This window comes from Aliihoeflea sp. 2WW, assembly GCF_000497755.1.
Taxonomy (GTDB): domain Bacteria; phylum Pseudomonadota; class Alphaproteobacteria; order Rhizobiales; family Rhizobiaceae; genus Aliihoeflea.
The window spans coordinates 155,716-170,840 of sequence record NZ_AYOD01000016.1; the positions used below are offsets into that span (position 1 = coordinate 155,716).

The 15,125-nt window shown below is 62.9% G+C and carries 16 protein-coding genes; 5 read left to right on the forward strand and 11 right to left on the reverse strand.

The features are described 5' to 3' along the window. Positions 1–6: 6 nt before the first annotated feature. The 7 genes from ALII_RS0111145 to ALII_RS0111180 all read right to left on the reverse strand — a co-directional run bounded on the left by ALII_RS0111145 (position 7) and on the right by ALII_RS0111180 (position 4,842). Positions 7–1,485: a TolC family protein gene (locus ALII_RS0111145; RefSeq protein WP_024587394.1), complete on the reverse strand. Its 1,479-nt coding sequence runs from the start codon at positions 1,483–1,485 to the stop codon at positions 7–9. A 302-nt stretch (positions 1,486–1,787) separates the two neighbouring features. After that, positions 1,788–2,189, reverse strand: a complete 402-nt coding sequence (locus ALII_RS0111155) for a hypothetical protein (protein ID WP_024587396.1) — start codon at positions 2,187–2,189, stop codon at positions 1,788–1,790. Between the two features lie 150 nt (positions 2,190–2,339). Next, a complete protein-coding gene (locus tag ALII_RS0111160; RefSeq protein ID WP_024587397.1) occupies positions 2,340–2,672 on the reverse strand; it encodes a four-helix bundle copper-binding protein in 333 nt (110 codons plus the stop codon). A 427-nt stretch (positions 2,673–3,099) separates the two neighbouring features. Then, positions 3,100–3,591, reverse strand: a complete 492-nt coding sequence (locus tag ALII_RS0111165; RefSeq protein WP_024587398.1) for a DUF305 domain-containing protein — start codon at positions 3,589–3,591, stop codon at positions 3,100–3,102. Positions 3,592–3,610: 19 nt separating this feature from the next. Continuing rightward, positions 3,611–4,378 (reverse strand): glutaredoxin, encoded by a 768-nt coding sequence (locus ALII_RS0111170; RefSeq protein ID WP_035449712.1) that lies wholly within the window; start codon positions 4,376–4,378, stop codon positions 3,611–3,613. Between the two features lie 96 nt (positions 4,379–4,474). Then, positions 4,475–4,636 (reverse strand): hypothetical protein, encoded by a 162-nt coding sequence (locus ALII_RS22700; RefSeq protein WP_161632258.1) that lies wholly within the window; start codon positions 4,634–4,636, stop codon positions 4,475–4,477. Positions 4,637–4,647: 11 nt separating this feature from the next. After that, entirely contained in the window at positions 4,648–4,842 is a 195-nt protein-coding gene (locus tag ALII_RS0111180; RefSeq protein WP_024587400.1) for a heavy-metal-associated domain-containing protein, read from the reverse strand. 191 nt (positions 4,843–5,033) lie between these two features. Between ALII_RS0111180 and ALII_RS0111185 the strand changes: the two genes are divergently transcribed. Then, complete coding sequence (locus ALII_RS0111185; protein WP_024587401.1) at positions 5,034–7,544, forward strand: heavy metal translocating P-type ATPase; 2,511 nt, start codon at positions 5,034–5,036, stop codon at positions 7,542–7,544. Positions 7,545–7,576: 32 nt separating this feature from the next. Here the strand turns inward: ALII_RS0111185 and ALII_RS0111190 are convergent, their stop codons facing one another. After that, on the reverse strand, positions 7,577–8,896 hold the full coding sequence (locus ALII_RS0111190; protein WP_024587402.1) for an MFS transporter: 1,320 nt from the start codon (positions 8,894–8,896) through the stop codon (positions 7,577–7,579). A gap of 132 nt (positions 8,897–9,028) precedes the next feature. Here ALII_RS0111190 and ALII_RS0111195 point away from each other — a divergent pair, with 132 nt between their 5' ends. The 3 genes from ALII_RS0111195 to ALII_RS0111205 all read left to right on the forward strand — a co-directional run bounded on the left by ALII_RS0111195 (position 9,029) and on the right by ALII_RS0111205 (position 10,956). Further along, positions 9,029–9,406: a hypothetical protein gene (locus tag ALII_RS0111195; RefSeq protein WP_024587403.1), complete on the forward strand. Its 378-nt coding sequence runs from the start codon at positions 9,029–9,031 to the stop codon at positions 9,404–9,406. 144 nt (positions 9,407–9,550) lie between these two features. Beyond that, a complete protein-coding gene (locus tag ALII_RS0111200) occupies positions 9,551–10,198 on the forward strand; it encodes a HupE/UreJ family protein (protein ID WP_024587404.1) in 648 nt (215 codons plus the stop codon). 20 nt (positions 10,199–10,218) lie between these two features. Beyond that, positions 10,219–10,956 carry a hypothetical protein gene (locus tag ALII_RS0111205; protein ID WP_024587405.1) on the forward strand — a complete coding sequence of 246 codons (738 nt, stop codon included), beginning with the start codon at positions 10,219–10,221 and terminating at the stop codon, positions 10,954–10,956. A 194-nt stretch (positions 10,957–11,150) separates the two neighbouring features. Here the strand turns inward: ALII_RS0111205 and ALII_RS0111210 are convergent, their stop codons facing one another. The 3 genes from ALII_RS0111210 to ALII_RS0111220 form a co-directional block, all read right to left on the reverse strand. After that, positions 11,151–11,567, reverse strand: a complete 417-nt coding sequence (locus ALII_RS0111210; RefSeq protein WP_024587406.1) for a helix-turn-helix domain-containing protein — start codon at positions 11,565–11,567, stop codon at positions 11,151–11,153. 71 nt (positions 11,568–11,638) lie between these two features. Further along, positions 11,639–12,298 carry a thioredoxin domain-containing protein gene (locus ALII_RS0111215; protein ID WP_024587407.1) on the reverse strand — a complete coding sequence of 220 codons (660 nt, stop codon included), beginning with the start codon at positions 12,296–12,298 and terminating at the stop codon, positions 11,639–11,641. Continuing rightward, positions 12,295–12,735, reverse strand: coding sequence for a disulfide bond formation protein B (locus tag ALII_RS0111220; protein WP_024587408.1), 441 nt, complete (start codon positions 12,733–12,735; stop codon positions 12,295–12,297). The genes ALII_RS0111215 and ALII_RS0111220 overlap by 4 nt, the downstream gene beginning before the upstream one ends. Positions 12,736–12,954: 219 nt before the next feature. On the opposite strand from ALII_RS0111220, the gene ALII_RS0111225 reads away from it, so the two are divergent. Next, positions 12,955–15,087, forward strand: coding sequence for a heavy metal translocating P-type ATPase (locus ALII_RS0111225; protein ID WP_024587409.1), 2,133 nt, complete (start codon positions 12,955–12,957; stop codon positions 15,085–15,087). The last annotated feature ends 38 nt before the right edge of the window (positions 15,088–15,125 follow it).

Sequence of the window (15,125 nt, forward strand, 5' to 3'; positions counted from 1 at the left end):
CCTTTCTCAATGACCGGCTGCTTCGCCTGCGTCGGCGATCGCGGCCCCACCTCCACCCCCTGACCCGCCGCCGGAGCGGCCTCCGTAAATGGTCGGCGCGAGATTGGCTTCTGCGAGCCAGAAGTCGCGCTTTGCATCGACCGACAGGAGCACGGAATTGATCCTTGCGCGTGTGTCGGCCAGCAGCTCGAAAGTGCTGGTGATCATGGCGTTATATGTCAGCAGGGCTTCTTCATCGATCGTCGTGCGAAGCGGGAGGACGTTGTTCCGATAGTGGCGGGCAATGTCGTAGCTGGACTTATAGGTGTCGTATGCGGAGCGTGCCTCGGACCGGACGTTGACCGCCCGGTCGGCAAGCCGATTGGCCGCCGCCATGTATTCGAGTTCGGCTCGGCGCATTCGGGCACGACCGCTGTCGAAGATCGGAATGGTAAACTCGACCTCGAGATCCACCTTCGGTGACACGGAAACGTCCCGCTTCCCATCTTCGATCTCGCCTTCGACTTCCAGGCCCGCTACCAACGCGATGTCGGTCGCGTATTTGGTGGCTTCGGTCAGGCCGTACTGCTTCGCCAGCGCCTCGAGATCCAAGGCAGCCGCCTTCAGATCGGCCCGGTGGCCCAAGGCGTCGGTTTCGATGGTCTCAACCCGGGCGAGCGATTTCGGCAGCGAGGGCAACTGGTTCGGCACCTCGTATTCGATGTCCGATCCCCAAAGCCCCATCAGGCGGGTGAGTTCGGCCTTGGCGGTTCGGGCGGCAAGTCTCGCCCGCGCCGTTTCGCCCGCCAGCTCCGCATAAAAGACGTGCTCGCGCGCCTGTCCGGATTTGTTGAGCGCACCAGTTTCGCCGAGCCTGGCCGCGAGTTCCGACGAAGCATCGGCAGCGGCCTTAGCCTGATTGAGGTAAGCGACGCGCTCCCACGCTGAGGCAGCCTCGATCCAGGCCCGCCTCGTCTCTGCGGCCAGCGACAAGGTAGCTACGGCGGCGTCGAGCTGTGCCTTCCGGAAGCGCGTGTCGGCGATGTCGATGCGCCGGTCCCGCGTCACGAGCGCGAAGATGTTGTTGACGATCATCCCTTCGAGCGCGCGGAAGGCACCGAGCTCCGGCGCGCCGATGCCGAGCACCCCGATCGAAGCCGTCGGGTTGACGAACATCGTCTCCTGCCAGGCGTCGGTCGCCGACAGCCCGAGTTCCGCATAGGCGGCCTGCAGGCCCCTATTGTTCAGAAGGGCGACCTGGACGGCGGTATCAGCGCCGACGGTCTTGCCCTGGACCATGCCCCGGACCTGCGACGTCGTCCTGTCAGCCGTCTGCCTGTCCTGAATCCATACGGCGTTCTTCCCGGTCGCCGTCCGGGTAGCAGCCTGCACCGTTCCGAAACCCGCAAGCGAATCGCCGTAAAGGGCCTCCTGGGCGGTTGCCGCACACCCGCCCACGAAGAGCGGCAGGGCAAGGATCGACGCTGTTCGCGCAAGGCGATTCATTGGCCGCCTCCCGGCCCTTGGGCATCGTTTTGCTGCCGCCACGGGCGCGGCTCGACCGGGACACGATGGGTGTAGGTTCCGATCGGATTGTGATGATGGAGGCGACTCGCCTCGTAGGGCAGTGCAGGCGAACGTGTCGGCGTTACGTCGGCCGGGAAGGTCGCCGCGCATCCGCCCACAAATAGCGGGAGCGCGACCATCGAAACGGTCTTCTTCATATGAATTACCTGATCTTTGAATTCGACGAGCGCCGACCGCTGGCGGATTCCCGGCGGTCACGGCCTCAGGAGGCGGAATTCAAGTCAGGCGTTTGGAGGACGATGCGGCAGAACCCACTCGCCGGGCGCGACGTCGGCGTCGAGCACGTCATGCGAGACACTCACCGGCTCCCGCGATGCCAATGCGTAGGTGGGAACGATGCAAGCGACGCCCATGCAGAACAGGTCACAGCACTTGTCGGCCAACTTGACCGGACCGGATCCTGCCTCTGAGTCGGTTGCGGCTTCGGCTTCGGGATGATGCTCGTGCGCGGCCGCCTCGTGGCCGCCGGCGTCCATAGACATGGCGGCATGGTGGTCTGGACTTGCGGACGGGCCGCCCGCTGATGCGGCCTGGGCGTACGGACCGACCAGAAGCACGAACGCGACCAGCAACTTCGTTGCAAGTCGCAGCACGCGTGTCGATATCCGGCGCGATTCATCCATGTTCTGATGCTATGCGCGAACCCCCGTTGATGGTCAAGTGCACGGTTCTTTACAATTTTGTAAGCTGAATGACTGCGACGGGGCCGCCGCCTCTCGCCTGCGGCAAACCAGGCCGTTGCCGCAGGGGGCTCAGTTCATGCGCCGTCTTGATCAAGCCGCCATGCGGCGGCACGATTCCGCGCAACGGCGGCAGGCTTCTACGCATTCCGCCATGTCGCCGACCCGCTCGCAATCATCCGCGCATTGGGTGCAGATTTCCGCGCATTCGGCACAAACATGTTTGTGATGCTCCGAACCGATCAACATGAAGTGGGCGGCGGTCCGGCAGATTTCGGCGCACGCCATCATGAGCGTGAAGTGCTTCTTGGCGGTGTGCTCGCCGCCCATCTCCAGGCAGTGCCCAATCGCGTTCGACAGGCAGACGCCGTAGCAGTCCAGGCACTCCTCGATGCAACGTTTCATTTCGGGGTCCATGTGATGCATGCGGTTTCTCCTTTGGATCGGTGATGGACGGGACATGCCTTCGAAGCTTGGCCCACCCGCTATCCAATAGATGGAGATACGGGTTGTTCCCCCGATCGAAGACGCAGCCGTCTTGCTCGCAAGCAGGAGACCCTCCCCGCCGTCCTGTTCGATGCCCAAACGAGAACCGCTCCAGCCACGGATGAACACCGCGCGCGGGAACATGGAGTTTATCACCGACAACCAGCCTTCCTCGCCTGGAATCGGCGTGAACCGCACGCCACGGTCTGTGGCGCGGTTCACGCTGGTTGTCCTACGTCGCCTCCCAAGTCCCAAAGGCTCAGCAGCGATCTCCCGCCGTCGGCGGGAGATCGTTCGCGTACAACCTTCGGGATTGAGATAAAGCGTCTTCTGCGCCGCCTCGCTGCTGGATGCGACCAAGACTGGTCTATGGCTGGCGGTCCAGCCGCGCAGCGATGCGATCCATCTGGTCGATCTCGGAACGTTGCGCCTCGATGATCTCCGCGCACAAATCCACCAGTTCTTGGTCGGCCAAGGCCGCTTCGCGGCACATCAGGATGGCCCCCGAATGATGGGGGATCATCGACGCGATGAATTGCCGGTCGTCGATCAGCGCCTGAGCGCGCGTCGCCCAGAACGATCCGATGGTCAGGGCAACGAACGCCCCGTACATGACCAGGTTCAGGGCTTTGCGGCGGTACATGCCGCCCATGGTGGCGAGCATGAAGACGCCCATCGGAGCCCACATCGTCACGGCCATGTAGGCCATGTTCAGGTTGTTCCGAAAGTCAGCCGGACCGTCGATCATCGTGAACATCACGACGTACATGACGACCAGGCTGAGCGCCATGTTGACCCAGAGCATCAGATAGGGCCGCGCGTGGCCGGAATGGCCCTTGGAATGCGCATGGTTGTCCATGTTTCCTGTTCTCCTTCTGTCAGTGGCCAAGGCCCATGCCCATTGGCTTCAAAAGCATCCAGACTGCCATGGCGACCATCATCAGGTTCTCCGTCAGGGAGACGAAGCCGAGCGGAACGTTGCTGTCGCCGCCGACGCAGGCGCACTTCAATTCGCGCTTGTCGACATAGACGGCCTTGAACACGGAAACCGCGCCGATCGTGCCGATAAACAAGGCGACTGGGATCGAAAGCCACATCAGGACACCGGCGATCATCAACACGCCCGCCAACCCCTCGGCGAACGGATAGACATAGGCGTAGCGGACCCAGCGTTGCGCCAGGAGGTCGTAATTAAGGAACATCGTCGCGAAGCCGTCGATGTCCTTGAGCTTCTGCAGCGCGAGAAGACACATGGCGATGGCGATGAACCACTCGCCCGCAGCGATGGTGAATGCACTCCCGAACGCCGCCCAGCTCGCCGCAAAGGCCATCAGGGCGGCCATCGCGAACAGGGCGATGACGGGCGTATAGGTGACCGCGTCCTTGTCCTTCGTCTCCTTGCCGAAATAGGCCCGCAGGTCGTCATATCCGCCGACCCGCGCGCCCTCGATGAAGGTTTGCGGCGTCGTCTCGACCCCATGCTTGGCCTTGAAGGCGTCGATCTCGTCGCGGGAGGTCAATTGATGATCCTCGACCTCGTAACCTTCGCGCTTCAGGAGGTCGAGCGCCTTCAGACCCCAAGGACAGGTGTGTTCCGGCGTGACCATCCGGTAGAGGTCAGCACTTTTGTTTCTTCTGACATCCATTGCCATTCCCTTCCCTGTGTGAAGTTGCCCGACGCTGCGACTGGCCGAAATCGGACGTCGCCGATCCCGGCCGGTATTTCGCGCCGACTGCGCCCATCATTCCGTGTCGACTGGATTGCCGGGTTGGGCGCTGCCGTGATCGTCATGTCCAGGCGCAGCGTCGGTCGCCGTAGTCGCGCCGATCTGGCTCTGGGCGTAGGCGAGGCCTGCGGCCGCAACGAGGGAGGCCGCGATGAAGATGGGGGTCAACTTCTCCATCGCGCCCTCCGTCAAAATGGTTGGGCCGGGTAACCGGCGTCGGCCAATGCGCGTTCGACCGCGGGGGCGCTGGCCGTGGTCTCGATCTTTACGGTCCTGGCCACCGTGTCGGCCTCCACCTTAGCTGCCGGATCCATCGCCGTGACGGTTGCCGTCACAGTCTTCACGCACCCGCCGCAGGCCATTTTCTCGATCTTGAACTGCATGTCGGTCTCCTTTTTCCTCGACTAAGGAGGGCTTATGCGGCTTCCCGCCGCTGGAAGGTCAACAGACGTCCGGGAAGAAAAGTCGCCATTTGTGATGATAAGCGAATCGGCCGGAATGAACGCTTGACCTTCCAGCGACCGGAAGCGCCATCGTTGCTCAAAATTGAACGCCCACAGAAGGAGAAGCGGCTGTGAACGCTCCGTTCCGCGACAACCAATCCCCGTCTACCACATCGCTGGCTGTGGACGGCATGAGCTGCGCGTCCTGCGTGGGCAGGGTTGAGCAGGCCTTATCGAAAGTCCCGGGCGTCGAGAATGTTTCCGTCAATCTCGCGACCGAGAAGGCTACCATTCGCGGAACGAACCTCGACCGGAATGCGCTTGCAAAAGCCGTCGAGGCCGCAGGCTATGCTGTGGCGGCCGAACATTCGGTCTCCATGGCCATCGACGGCATGAGCTGCGCCTCGTGCGTCGGAGCCGTCGAAAGAGCACTGCGGCAGGTCCCCGGCGTTACGGACGCATCAGTCAATCTCGCGACGGAACGGGCGACGATCTCCGGTTCGGCGGACGTGCGCGACCTGGCGGCAGCGGTCACGGCTGCCGGTTATGAAGCACGCGCCCTCGAAGAGGCTGGAACGGCGACTGATAGCATCGACGAGCGAAAGGACGAGGAGCGCCGCGAATTACGGCGCGATCTCATGCTCGCCGCCTTGCTCACGCTGCCCGTCTTCATTCTTGAGATGGGCTCGCATCTCGTACCGGCGATCCATGAACTGATCGCCAATACGATCGGTATTCGGGGGAGCTGGTACATCCAGTATGCGCTCACCACCCTCGTCCTGTTCGTGCCGGGCATCCGCTTCTACCGGAAGGGCTTTCCCGCCCTGCTGCGCGCGACACCCGACATGAATTCGCTCGTCGCCGTGGGGACGATCGCCGCCTATGGCTATTCGCTTGTAGCCACCTTCGCGCCCGCCTTGCTGCCCGAAGGCACCGTCAACGTCTATTACGAGGCGGCCACGGTGATCGTGACGTTGATCCTTCTTGGCCGCTATCTCGAAGCGCGGGCAAAAGGCCGGACGTCGGAGGCGATCAAGAGGCTCGTCGGATTGCAGGCCAAGACCGCGCGCGTGCGTCGCGGCGAAATGACGGTCGAACTGCCGATCGCGGACGTCGCAGCGGGAGACGTCATCGACGTTCGTCCCGGCGAGCGCATTCCGGTCGACGGCGAACTCGTCGAAGGCGAAAGCTATGTCGACGAATCCATGATCACGGGCGAACCGGTCCCGGTCGCCAAGTCGCCCGGCAGCGGCGTCGTGGGCGGCACCGTCAACCAGAAGGGCGCGTTCGCTTTCCGTGCGACCGCCGTCGGCGGTGGGACCGTACTGGCGCAGATCATCCGCATGGTTGAGGAGGCGCAGGGTTCGAAACTGCCGATCCAGGCCTTGGTTGACAGGATCACGATGTGGTTTGTCCCGGCCGTGATGGCCGTCGCGGTCCTGACCTTCGCGGTCTGGCTAGTCTTCGGTCCGTCACCCGCACTGACCTTCGCCCTCGTCAACGCCGTCGCCGTCCTCATCATCGCCTGCCCCTGCGCCATGGGGCTTGCAACGCCGACATCGATCATGGTCGGCACCGGCCGCGGCGCGGAAATGGGCGTGCTTTTCCGCAAGGGCGAGGCCCTGCAGTCTTTGAAAGACGCCCGGGTCGTCGCTTTCGACAAGACCGGGACATTGACCGAGGGCAAGCCGACGCTCACTGATTTTGAGACGGCGGATGGGTTCGACCGCTCCATGGTCCTGGCACTGGTCGCCGCGGTGGAGTCGAAGTCGGAACATCCGATCGCCGGTGCGATCATCGACGCGGCGCAGGCGGAGGGCATCGCGCTTCCCGAAATCGAGTCTTTCGAATCGGTGACGGGCCTGGGCGTCCGCGGTGTGTCCGACAGCGTGCGGACCGAGGTCGGTGCAGACAGGTTCATGGCAAAAATCGGCGTCGACGTTTCCCGCTTCCGCGTCAAGGCGGACCAGCTCGCCGTCGAGGGCAAGACGCCACTCTATGCCGCGGTCGGCGGCAGACCGGCTGCCGTCATCGCGGTCGCTGATCCGATCAAGCCCGCGACACCCCACGCGATTGCCGCGCTTCACCGCCTCGGCCTTAAGGTGGCGATGATCACCGGCGACAATGCGCGTACGGCGCAGGCGATTGCCGACCGTCTCGGCATCGACGACGTCGTCTCGGAAGTGCTCCCCGACGGCAAGGTCGAGGCGATCCGCCGCCTCAAGCGCGAGCATGGCGCGGTGGCGTTCGTCGGTGACGGGATCAACGACGCTCCGGCGCTCGCCGAAGCCGACGTGGGTCTGGCCATCGGAACGGGAACGGATATCGCGATCGAGGCAGCCGATGTGGTCCTGATGTCCGGAAGCCTGCAGGGAATCCCGAACGCCATCACCCTGTCGAAAGCGACGATCGGCAACATCCGGCAGAACCTGTTCTGGGCCTTCGCCTACAACACGGCGCTGATCCCGGTCGCGGCGGGCATCCTGTACCCCGCGTTCGGAATCCTCCTGTCGCCTGTCCTCGCGGCCGGAGCGATGGCCCTCTCGAGCGTGTTCGTTCTCGCAAACGCGTTGCGCCTGAGGCGATTCACCTCAAATGTCGCTCTGGAGATCGACGATGCCTTGCACGAGCGTCATGGATAACCGTCACCGCGAGCATCTTGCCCAAATGCCCATCACGAACGCGCCTGCGGCCACGAGCCGTGAAGATCGTCGATTACGAAGACGTGGGCGTGGCGATGGCCGTTCGGCCGTCCTTCATTCCAATGCGGGTGCGACGCAGGAAGGCCATCATGCGCATGTTCTACGATTTCGGCATCGCCTGCCGGCCACACGCGTAGCGCAACAAAAACGCCCGCCGCGGCAATCACCGCCAGCAACACGGACGTGGCGGGCAGCCCCAGGCTCGCGCCCGCCCATCCCGCAAGCGGATAGGTGACGAGCCAGCAGGCGTGCGACAGGGCGAACTGGGCCGCGAACAGTGCTGGACGGTCTTCGGCATGGGACGAGCGACGCAAAAGCCGTCCGGAAGGCGTCTGCGCGAGGGAATAGCCAACACCGACGACGAACCAGACGAGAAGCAGCAGCCGGTAGGATTCGATTGCGGCCGCAGCCAGGGTTGCGACGGCGAGAGTACCCGCCCCCGCGAGCATCACCGGGCGGTCGGGCAGGCTGTCGAGGAGTCGGGGCAGCGCCAGTGCAACAACCATCGAGCCGCCGCCGAAGGCAGCCAGCGCCATCGCAGTCTCGCGCTGGCCAAGGCCGAAGACGGCCTGCACGTAGACGACTGTGTTGACGATGACGACCGCGCCGGCGGCGGCAACAGCCATGTTGATCGCCAGCAGCCCGCGCAGGCGCGGCGTCGCGAGATAGATGCGGATGCCGCGCGTGGTGCGGTCGTAGATACCGCGCGGGGCGCTCGGCTTCGGGCTCGGCAGGACGACGGTCAGCACCAGCGCGGCCGAAACGAGGAAACCGACGACCGTTCCGGCGAATAGGTTGTGGAAGCTGATGACCGTCAGAAGCGCAGCGGCGATCATTGGGCTGAGGAGGCTTTCAAGGTCGTAGGCCAGCCGCGAAAGCGACAGCGCCCGCGTGTACTCCTTCTCGTCCGGAAGCACGTCCGGGATCGTCGCCTGGAAGGTCGGCGTGAACGCGGCCGAGGCCGATTGCAGCGCGAAGATCAGGACATAGACCTGCCAGATTTCGGTGACGAACGGCAAAAGCACCGCCACGGCCGCCCGGACGAGGTCGAGCCCGACGAGCGTCGCACGCCGCGGCAACCGCTCGGCAAAGGCCGCGGCGACCGGCGCGACGCCGACATAGGCCACCATCTTGATCGCCAGCGCCGTCCCGAGCACCGCCCCGGCATTCTCGCCCGCAAGTTCGAAGGCAAGCAGGCCAAGCGCCACCGTCGCCAGCCCCGTCCCCAGCAGCGCGATGATCTGCGCCAGGAACAGGTGACGGTAGGTGCGGTTCGCAAGGACGTTCAGCATGTCGGACCTTTGACAGATGTTTGCCGAAGCATCGTGGACAATATCGTGGCCATTCTACGGGGCAACGGCCTTCATCTCGCCCCAGAATCACTGGAAAGGTTTCGTTAACCACCGAGGGGTATCGCTGGCATCATGATCGACCGTCTGCAAAGCGTCGCGTTGCGCATCGTCATCGCCTGCGCGATGGCGGTGTCGCTCCTGCTCGCGCCGACCGGCGGTTCCTCTTCGCACGACGCCCACGCACTCGCCCAGATCGAAGCCGAGCGCCACTTGGAACTCGCCGTCGAGATCGCCGAGCACGGTCACTTGCATGACGATGGCTGGGATAGCGAAAGCAAGCCCGGCCATCTGCATGGCCATAACGCCGCGGATCACCTTCACGACACGCCGACCTATCCGCCGTCCGTGGCCACGCTCTTCGTCCGGACAATCGACGCTTGGCGCATTAGCGCCTTTCCCAAATCTTTGCCCGTCCGAATCTTCGAATTGGACCGTCCGCCGCGTGCTTGAGTGACCGCTGCCCCTGGATCAGGGGCGACGTTCCTTTTCAACACGGACACCATTTTCATGAGACGACCACCATCTGTGGTGGGCAGCCGGACGCTTCGCGCGTGCGCTCCCCACCTGACGTCTGGGCTACTTGCCTTTGGGCTCATGCTCGCTTTCGCGTCCTCCGCCTTCGCCCATGCGGTGACGGCGGGCGATCAGGGCTACATCCAGGAAATCAGCGGGGTGAATATCATCCCGTTCATCTATCTGGGGGCCAAGCACATGGTCACCGGCTACGACCACATCCTGTTCCTGCTCGGCGTAATCTTCTTCCTCTACCGGATGCAGCACATCGCCATCTACGTGACGCTGTTCGCCATCGGTCACTCCACGACCATGCTGCTCGGCGTCTATTTCAACATCGGCATCAACAGCTACATCATCGATGCCATCATCGGTCTGTCGGTCGTCTACAAGGCGCTCGACAACATGGGGGCCTACCAGCGCTGGTTCGGCTTCCAGCCCAACACCAAGGCTGCGACCCTTATCTTCGGTCTGTTCCACGGCTTCGGCCTGTCGACCAAGATTCTCGAATACGACATCGCGCCAGATGGCCTCGTGCCGAACCTGCTCGCCTTCAATGTCGGCGTCGAGATCGGCCAGTTATTGGCCCTCGGTGCGATTTTGATCGTCATGGGCTTCTGGCGGAAAAGCACGAGCTTCTTCCGTCATGCCTACACGGCCAACGTCGCGATGATGACCGCAGGCTTCCTCCTCTTCGGCTACCAGGTAGCCGGCTACGTCGTTTCCTGAATTTCCAGAAAGGACCTCAGATGTACAACACCGACATGCCCACCCGCGCTGAACTTCCCACAACCGCCAAGCTGCTCCGCTCGACCGGGATCGCGATCGTGACCGCAGGCGCTCTGCTCGTCGCCGTCGTTCTCCCGTCCGAGTACGGCATCGATCCGACAGGCATTGGGTCGGCCCTGAACCTGACGGAGATGGGCGAGATCAAGACGCAACTCGCCGAGGAGGCCGCAGCCGACGCGGCCATGGACGCCGCCGCCAGCGCAAACCCGGCCGCTACGTCCACCAGCACGACTCCCGCGCCCGCGGCGTCCGGCACACCAGCACCGATGGTCGCTCCCGTCGCGCCGCCCGCTCCTCCGGCACCGCCCGCACCCGAGCGTCAGTCCAGCCTCTGGGGGACCATCGGCGCACTGATCATATCGCCCGCTGCCGCGCAGGAGCAGCGCCAGGACGAGATGACCATCACGCTTGCCCCCGGTGAAGGAGCCGAGATCAAGCTGACGATGGTCGAAGGCGAGATCGCCGCCTTCGCCTGGGCCGTCTCCGAAGGCGGTGCCGTCAACTACGACACCCACGGCGACGGCGGCGGCCAGAACATAAGCTATGAGAAAGGCCGCGGTGTTTCGTCCGACGAAGGTCAGTTGGAGGCTGCTTTTGCGGGCAGGCACGGCTGGTTCTGGCGCAATCGCGGCGATGCCCCGGTGTCGCTGACGATCCGCACAAGCGGGACCTACACGGCGATCGAACGGCTGGTGTAGTTGCCAGGCGGGGTGGCGCAAGGCGCGCCATCCCGCCTCAATGTTCGGTTTCGAGAGAGGCTGAGGAGCCCGTCTACGTCGGCAATGGGGTCGACAGCCGACCGACGGTTCAGGGGTGGGAAGCCGAACGGCAGCTACCAGCAGTCAACTCTTCCAAGCGGACGTTGGATGTAAGCTGCGCAAGGCGCAGTTTATTAGTTCCTCGTTCGTATCGGAGACAGGCTCTCAATTATCCTGCAATCTGCGACCAGACCGCATCCACATTGGTCGATCATCCTGTCCAATTCCGACTTGAGCGCAATCAGGTCTTGGATTTTTCGCTCAACTTCCTTCCGGTGCTCCTTTGCGATCGCATCGACCGCGGCGCAGGACTGCGAACGATCGTCAGCGAGCTTGAGAAACTCCCTGATCTGATCAAGCGAGAAACCGAGATCACGCGCGCGCCGAATGAAGCTCAGCCGATTAAGGTGATCCTGCTCGTAGGCACGATAGTTGCCTTCGGTGCGGTAGGGCTGCGGCAGGAGGCCGCTTTTCTCGTAGAACCGGATCGTTTCGACTTTGGTACCGGTTTGCCTCGCAAGATGGCCGATCGTCAGAGTTGAAGAGTTCATTGTATGACCCTGTAGAGAATACAGGGTTGATGTAGGCTCGATCTGGGCATTTGTCGATCTTGATGGCTCGCCTATTGTGTCGCTCTGGCGCTCTCCACCTCTTCACGCACCAGATCGTAGAGTTGCTGCGGGCCAAAAGATTCCAACGGTCTGCCATTGACGAAAAAGGTAGGCGTCTGGTGGACATTATTGCTCTGAACATCGGCCAGGTCCTGCTCAAGAACAGCGTCGATCTCGGCTGAGGACATATCACGTCTGGCCTGCTCGACATCAAGCCCCGTCGACGCTGCGATCTCCCAGGCTTTGTCGAGATCGGGCGCACCATGCACGGCCCATTCCGGCTGTCGCGCCAGCAGCGCTTCCAGCACGATTTCGTAGCGGTTCTGAAGACGGGCCGTTTCCAGAATTCTGACGGCTTCCTCTGATCCCTCATGGAAAGGCGTGTATCGGATCACAAGACGCGTCTCGTCAGGGAAATTCGCCATGATCTGCTTTACGGCTGGATAGAAGGCTCGGCACGCCTCGCAGGACGGATCGAGAAATTCCACTATCGTAACGGAGGCATCCACCGGGCCGATGATCGGTGAATGCGCCCTGACAAGCGCATCGTCTTGCGCCGCTGCAACCGGCCGTGCCGGGTTGCCGCCGTAGCGGTCGTAGAAAAAGGCACCGCCGGCAAAGACGATAAATGCGACAAGGCCGGTGAGAAGAACGATGGACCGTCTGGTCATGCTGAACGCCTCCGGCGCGCGAGAAGGAGAAGAAGGGCGATGCTCAAGAAGGCGGCGAGCGATAGGTAAGGGAGCGGCAAAACGCGGAGGATTGTCATATCCGCGCTCGAACAGGATGGGCCGTCTTGTCCACATGGCTCGATGGCTGCGGGAATGATGCCCGCATAAAGCAGAGAGTGGAATGCCGCGATCGCCGCGCCAAGGGCGGCCAATGGAAGTCCGTACCAAGAAACGCTGGCATCGCCTCTAAAGCTAGCAACGGCCAGGATGATCGCCAGCGGGAACATGAAAGCGCGCTGATGCCAGCACAGATTGCACGGCGTCTGCCCCATGATCTCGCCAATGAACAAAGCGCCGAGCGAGGCGGCAAGCGCGATGAGCCATGCCAGAAACACGAAAGCCCAGCTATTTGCAGCCGTGCCCGCCCCGGTGGTCATAGCACTCGCTTTCGCATCGTTCTGTTTCGCTCCAATCAAGCTTGCTTATCGAGCCTTTCTGCACCCTATACCCACTACAGGGTCAAGTCTCTTGCATGAAGCGGTGCGGCGAATTCGCACGGATTGCCGCGCAAAAAGGATTAAACAGGGTCGGCTCTTGACCCTGTAGTTGCTACAGGGTCTATCTGCGGTGTCACATCTAATGTTCGAGGTGACACCATGACGGCAGCGAGCCCCTATAGACTGCGTGTAGAAGGCATGGACTGTGCATCTTGCGCGTTGAAAATCGAAACGGCGATGCAACGCCTGCCGGGCGTTAGCGGCATCAATGTCAGCTACGCCAACGAGACGCTTGCATTGCACCTGGACGAGGACCGCACGCCCCTCGCCGCCATTGAGCAAAAGATCCGAGCGCTCGGCTATAGCCCAGTGATCGAGCAGGCCGAGCCAAAGGCGAGCCCGCCTCGGAAGCGCATCACAGAGGCATGGTGGAAAGGCAGCAAGGGTCGGCTTGTCCTCCTTACCGGCGGGCTGTTCGTCCTTGCCTTCGCTCTCGCACGTATCCTGCCGGAATGGGAACAATGGCTCTATTCAGGCGCGGCGTTGATCAGCGTCATCCCGTTCGCGAGGCGTGCGATCGCCGGCGCGATGTCTGGTTCGCCCTTCACCATCGAGACACTAATGACGGTGGCAGCACTGGGCGCGGTCGCCATCGGTGAGGCGGAAGAAGCTGCTGTCGTAATCTTCCTGTTCGCAGTGGGCGAACTGCTTGAAACCGTCGCGGCTGGCCGCGCGCGGGCAGGCATTGAGGCGTTGATTGATCTCGTGCCCCGAGTCGCTTTCCGCGAGCGTGATGGTGCCGTTGAGAAGGTCGCTGCCGAAGAGCTGGCCATCGGTGATGTCGTCGTTGTGCGGCCTGGTGACCGGGTACCGTCTGACGGCACGGTGATCGACGGTGTATCTGAGGTCGATGAGGCGCCTGTAACAGGTGAATCCGTGCCCGTGCTGAAAGAAGCCGGCGCAACTGTCTATGCCGGCAGCATCAATGCCAATGGCGAGCTGCGGGTGTCGATCAGCCATGTCGCGGCCGACAACACCATTGCCCGCATCATCCACATGGTCGAGGAAGCACAGGAATCAAAGGCTCCAACAGCCCGCATGATCGACCGTTTCAGCCGCTGGTATACGCCAGGCGCGATGGTTGTGGCGGCTCTGATCGTTGTCGTGCCGCCGCTCGCCTTCGATGGTGACTGGATGACATGGGTGTATCGCGGCCTCGCGACGCTGCTCATTGCGTGCCCCTGCGCGCTCGTGATTTCCACGCCGGCGGCCATCGCTTCCGGTCTTGCCGCCGGCGCGCGGCAGGGACTGCTGATCAAGGGCGGCGCGGCACTGGAAACACTTGGCAAAGTCGTAACCGTTGCCTTCGACAAGACGGGAACGCTGACGCGCGGCCGTCCCCAGGTGACAGACATTGTGCCGATCAGAGGTGACGAGAACTCTGTCCTCGCCATCGCGGCGGCTGTCGAGCGCAGCACCAGCCATCCGCTCGGGGTTGCAATCGTGGAGGCGGCAGAGGCGCGCCGGCTCGAATTGCCCGCCACCTTCGGAGGCGGCATGGCCACACCCGGCAAGGCCGTCACAGCGCGGTTGAAGGACGGCTTCGCTTCGGTCGGGTCTCCCCGCCACGCCGCCGAACAGGCTGCCCTTGAAGAGAGCATCGCCCAGACTATCACCACGCTGGAAAGCCAGGGCAAGACGGTCGTCGTGCTTATGAAGGGCAAGGCCGTCGAGGGATTGATCGCGTTGCGCGACGAGCCACGCGATGACGCCGTCGAAGGTGTGAAGCGGCTGACGGATCGCGGTGTGCGCCCTCTGATGCTGACCGGCGATAACAAGCGCACGGCCGACGCCATCGCGGCTCACCTCGGCCTTGAGGCGAGAGCCGAACTTCTGCCCGATGCCAAGCTTGCCGAGATCGGCCGCCTCAAGACTGATGGGCCAATTGCCATGGTGGGAGACGGTATCAATGACGCGCCGGCGCTTGCTGCCGCTTCCGTTGGCATTGCCATGGGCGCGGGCACCGATGTTGCGCTTGAAACTGCCGATGCCGCGCTGCTCAAAAACCGGGTGACGGGTATCGCCGATCTCATCGGGTTGTCGCAGGCGACGCTCGGCAATATCTGGCAGAACATCGCATTAGCCCTTGGGCTGAAGGCTGTTTTCCTCGTGACGACTCTGTTGGGAGTTACCACGCTCTGGATGGCCATCCTTGCCGATACGGGCGCTACGGTCCTCGTTACGGCCAATGCGCTGCGCCTGCTGACGTGGCGCGGCACCCGCGACAAATGAGCTTAAACAGTGAGCGCGTGCAGGTTGCGGCTTCTGCT

Bases quoted from the DNA above. Each gene is read 5' to 3' on its own strand.
- ALII_RS0111145 (WP_024587394.1), bottom strand. From the start codon at position 1,485: ATGAATCGCCTTGCGCGAACAGCGTCGATCCTTGCCCTGCCGCTCTTC.
- ALII_RS0111155 (WP_024587396.1), bottom strand. From the start codon at position 2,189: ATGGATGAATCGCGCCGGATATCGACACGCGTGCTGCGACTTGCAACG.
- ALII_RS0111160 (WP_024587397.1), bottom strand. From the start codon at position 2,672: ATGCATCACATGGACCCCGAAATGAAACGTTGCATCGAGGAGTGCCTG.
- ALII_RS0111165 (WP_024587398.1), bottom strand. From the start codon at position 3,591: ATGGACAACCATGCGCATTCCAAGGGCCATTCCGGCCACGCGCGGCCC.
- ALII_RS0111170 (WP_035449712.1), bottom strand. From the start codon at position 4,378: ATGGATGTCAGAAGAAACAAAAGTGCTGACCTCTACCGGATGGTCACG.
- ALII_RS22700 (WP_161632258.1), bottom strand. From the start codon at position 4,636: ATGGAGAAGTTGACCCCCATCTTCATCGCGGCCTCCCTCGTTGCGGCC.
- ALII_RS0111180 (WP_024587400.1), bottom strand. From the start codon at position 4,842: ATGCAGTTCAAGATCGAGAAAATGGCCTGCGGCGGGTGCGTGAAGACT.
- ALII_RS0111190 (WP_024587402.1), bottom strand. From the start codon at position 8,896: ATGCTGAACGTCCTTGCGAACCGCACCTACCGTCACCTGTTCCTGGCG.
- ALII_RS0111195 (WP_024587403.1), top strand. From the start codon at position 9,029: ATGATCGACCGTCTGCAAAGCGTCGCGTTGCGCATCGTCATCGCCTGC.
- ALII_RS0111200 (WP_024587404.1), top strand. From the start codon at position 9,551: ATGCTCGCTTTCGCGTCCTCCGCCTTCGCCCATGCGGTGACGGCGGGC.
- ALII_RS0111205 (WP_024587405.1), top strand. From the start codon at position 10,219: ATGTACAACACCGACATGCCCACCCGCGCTGAACTTCCCACAACCGCC.
- ALII_RS0111210 (WP_024587406.1), bottom strand. From the start codon at position 11,567: ATGAACTCTTCAACTCTGACGATCGGCCATCTTGCGAGGCAAACCGGT.
- ALII_RS0111215 (WP_024587407.1), bottom strand. From the start codon at position 12,298: ATGACCAGACGGTCCATCGTTCTTCTCACCGGCCTTGTCGCATTTATC.
- ALII_RS0111220 (WP_024587408.1), bottom strand. From the start codon at position 12,735: ATGACCACCGGGGCGGGCACGGCTGCAAATAGCTGGGCTTTCGTGTTT.
- ALII_RS0111225 (WP_024587409.1), top strand. From the start codon at position 12,955: ATGACGGCAGCGAGCCCCTATAGACTGCGTGTAGAAGGCATGGACTGT.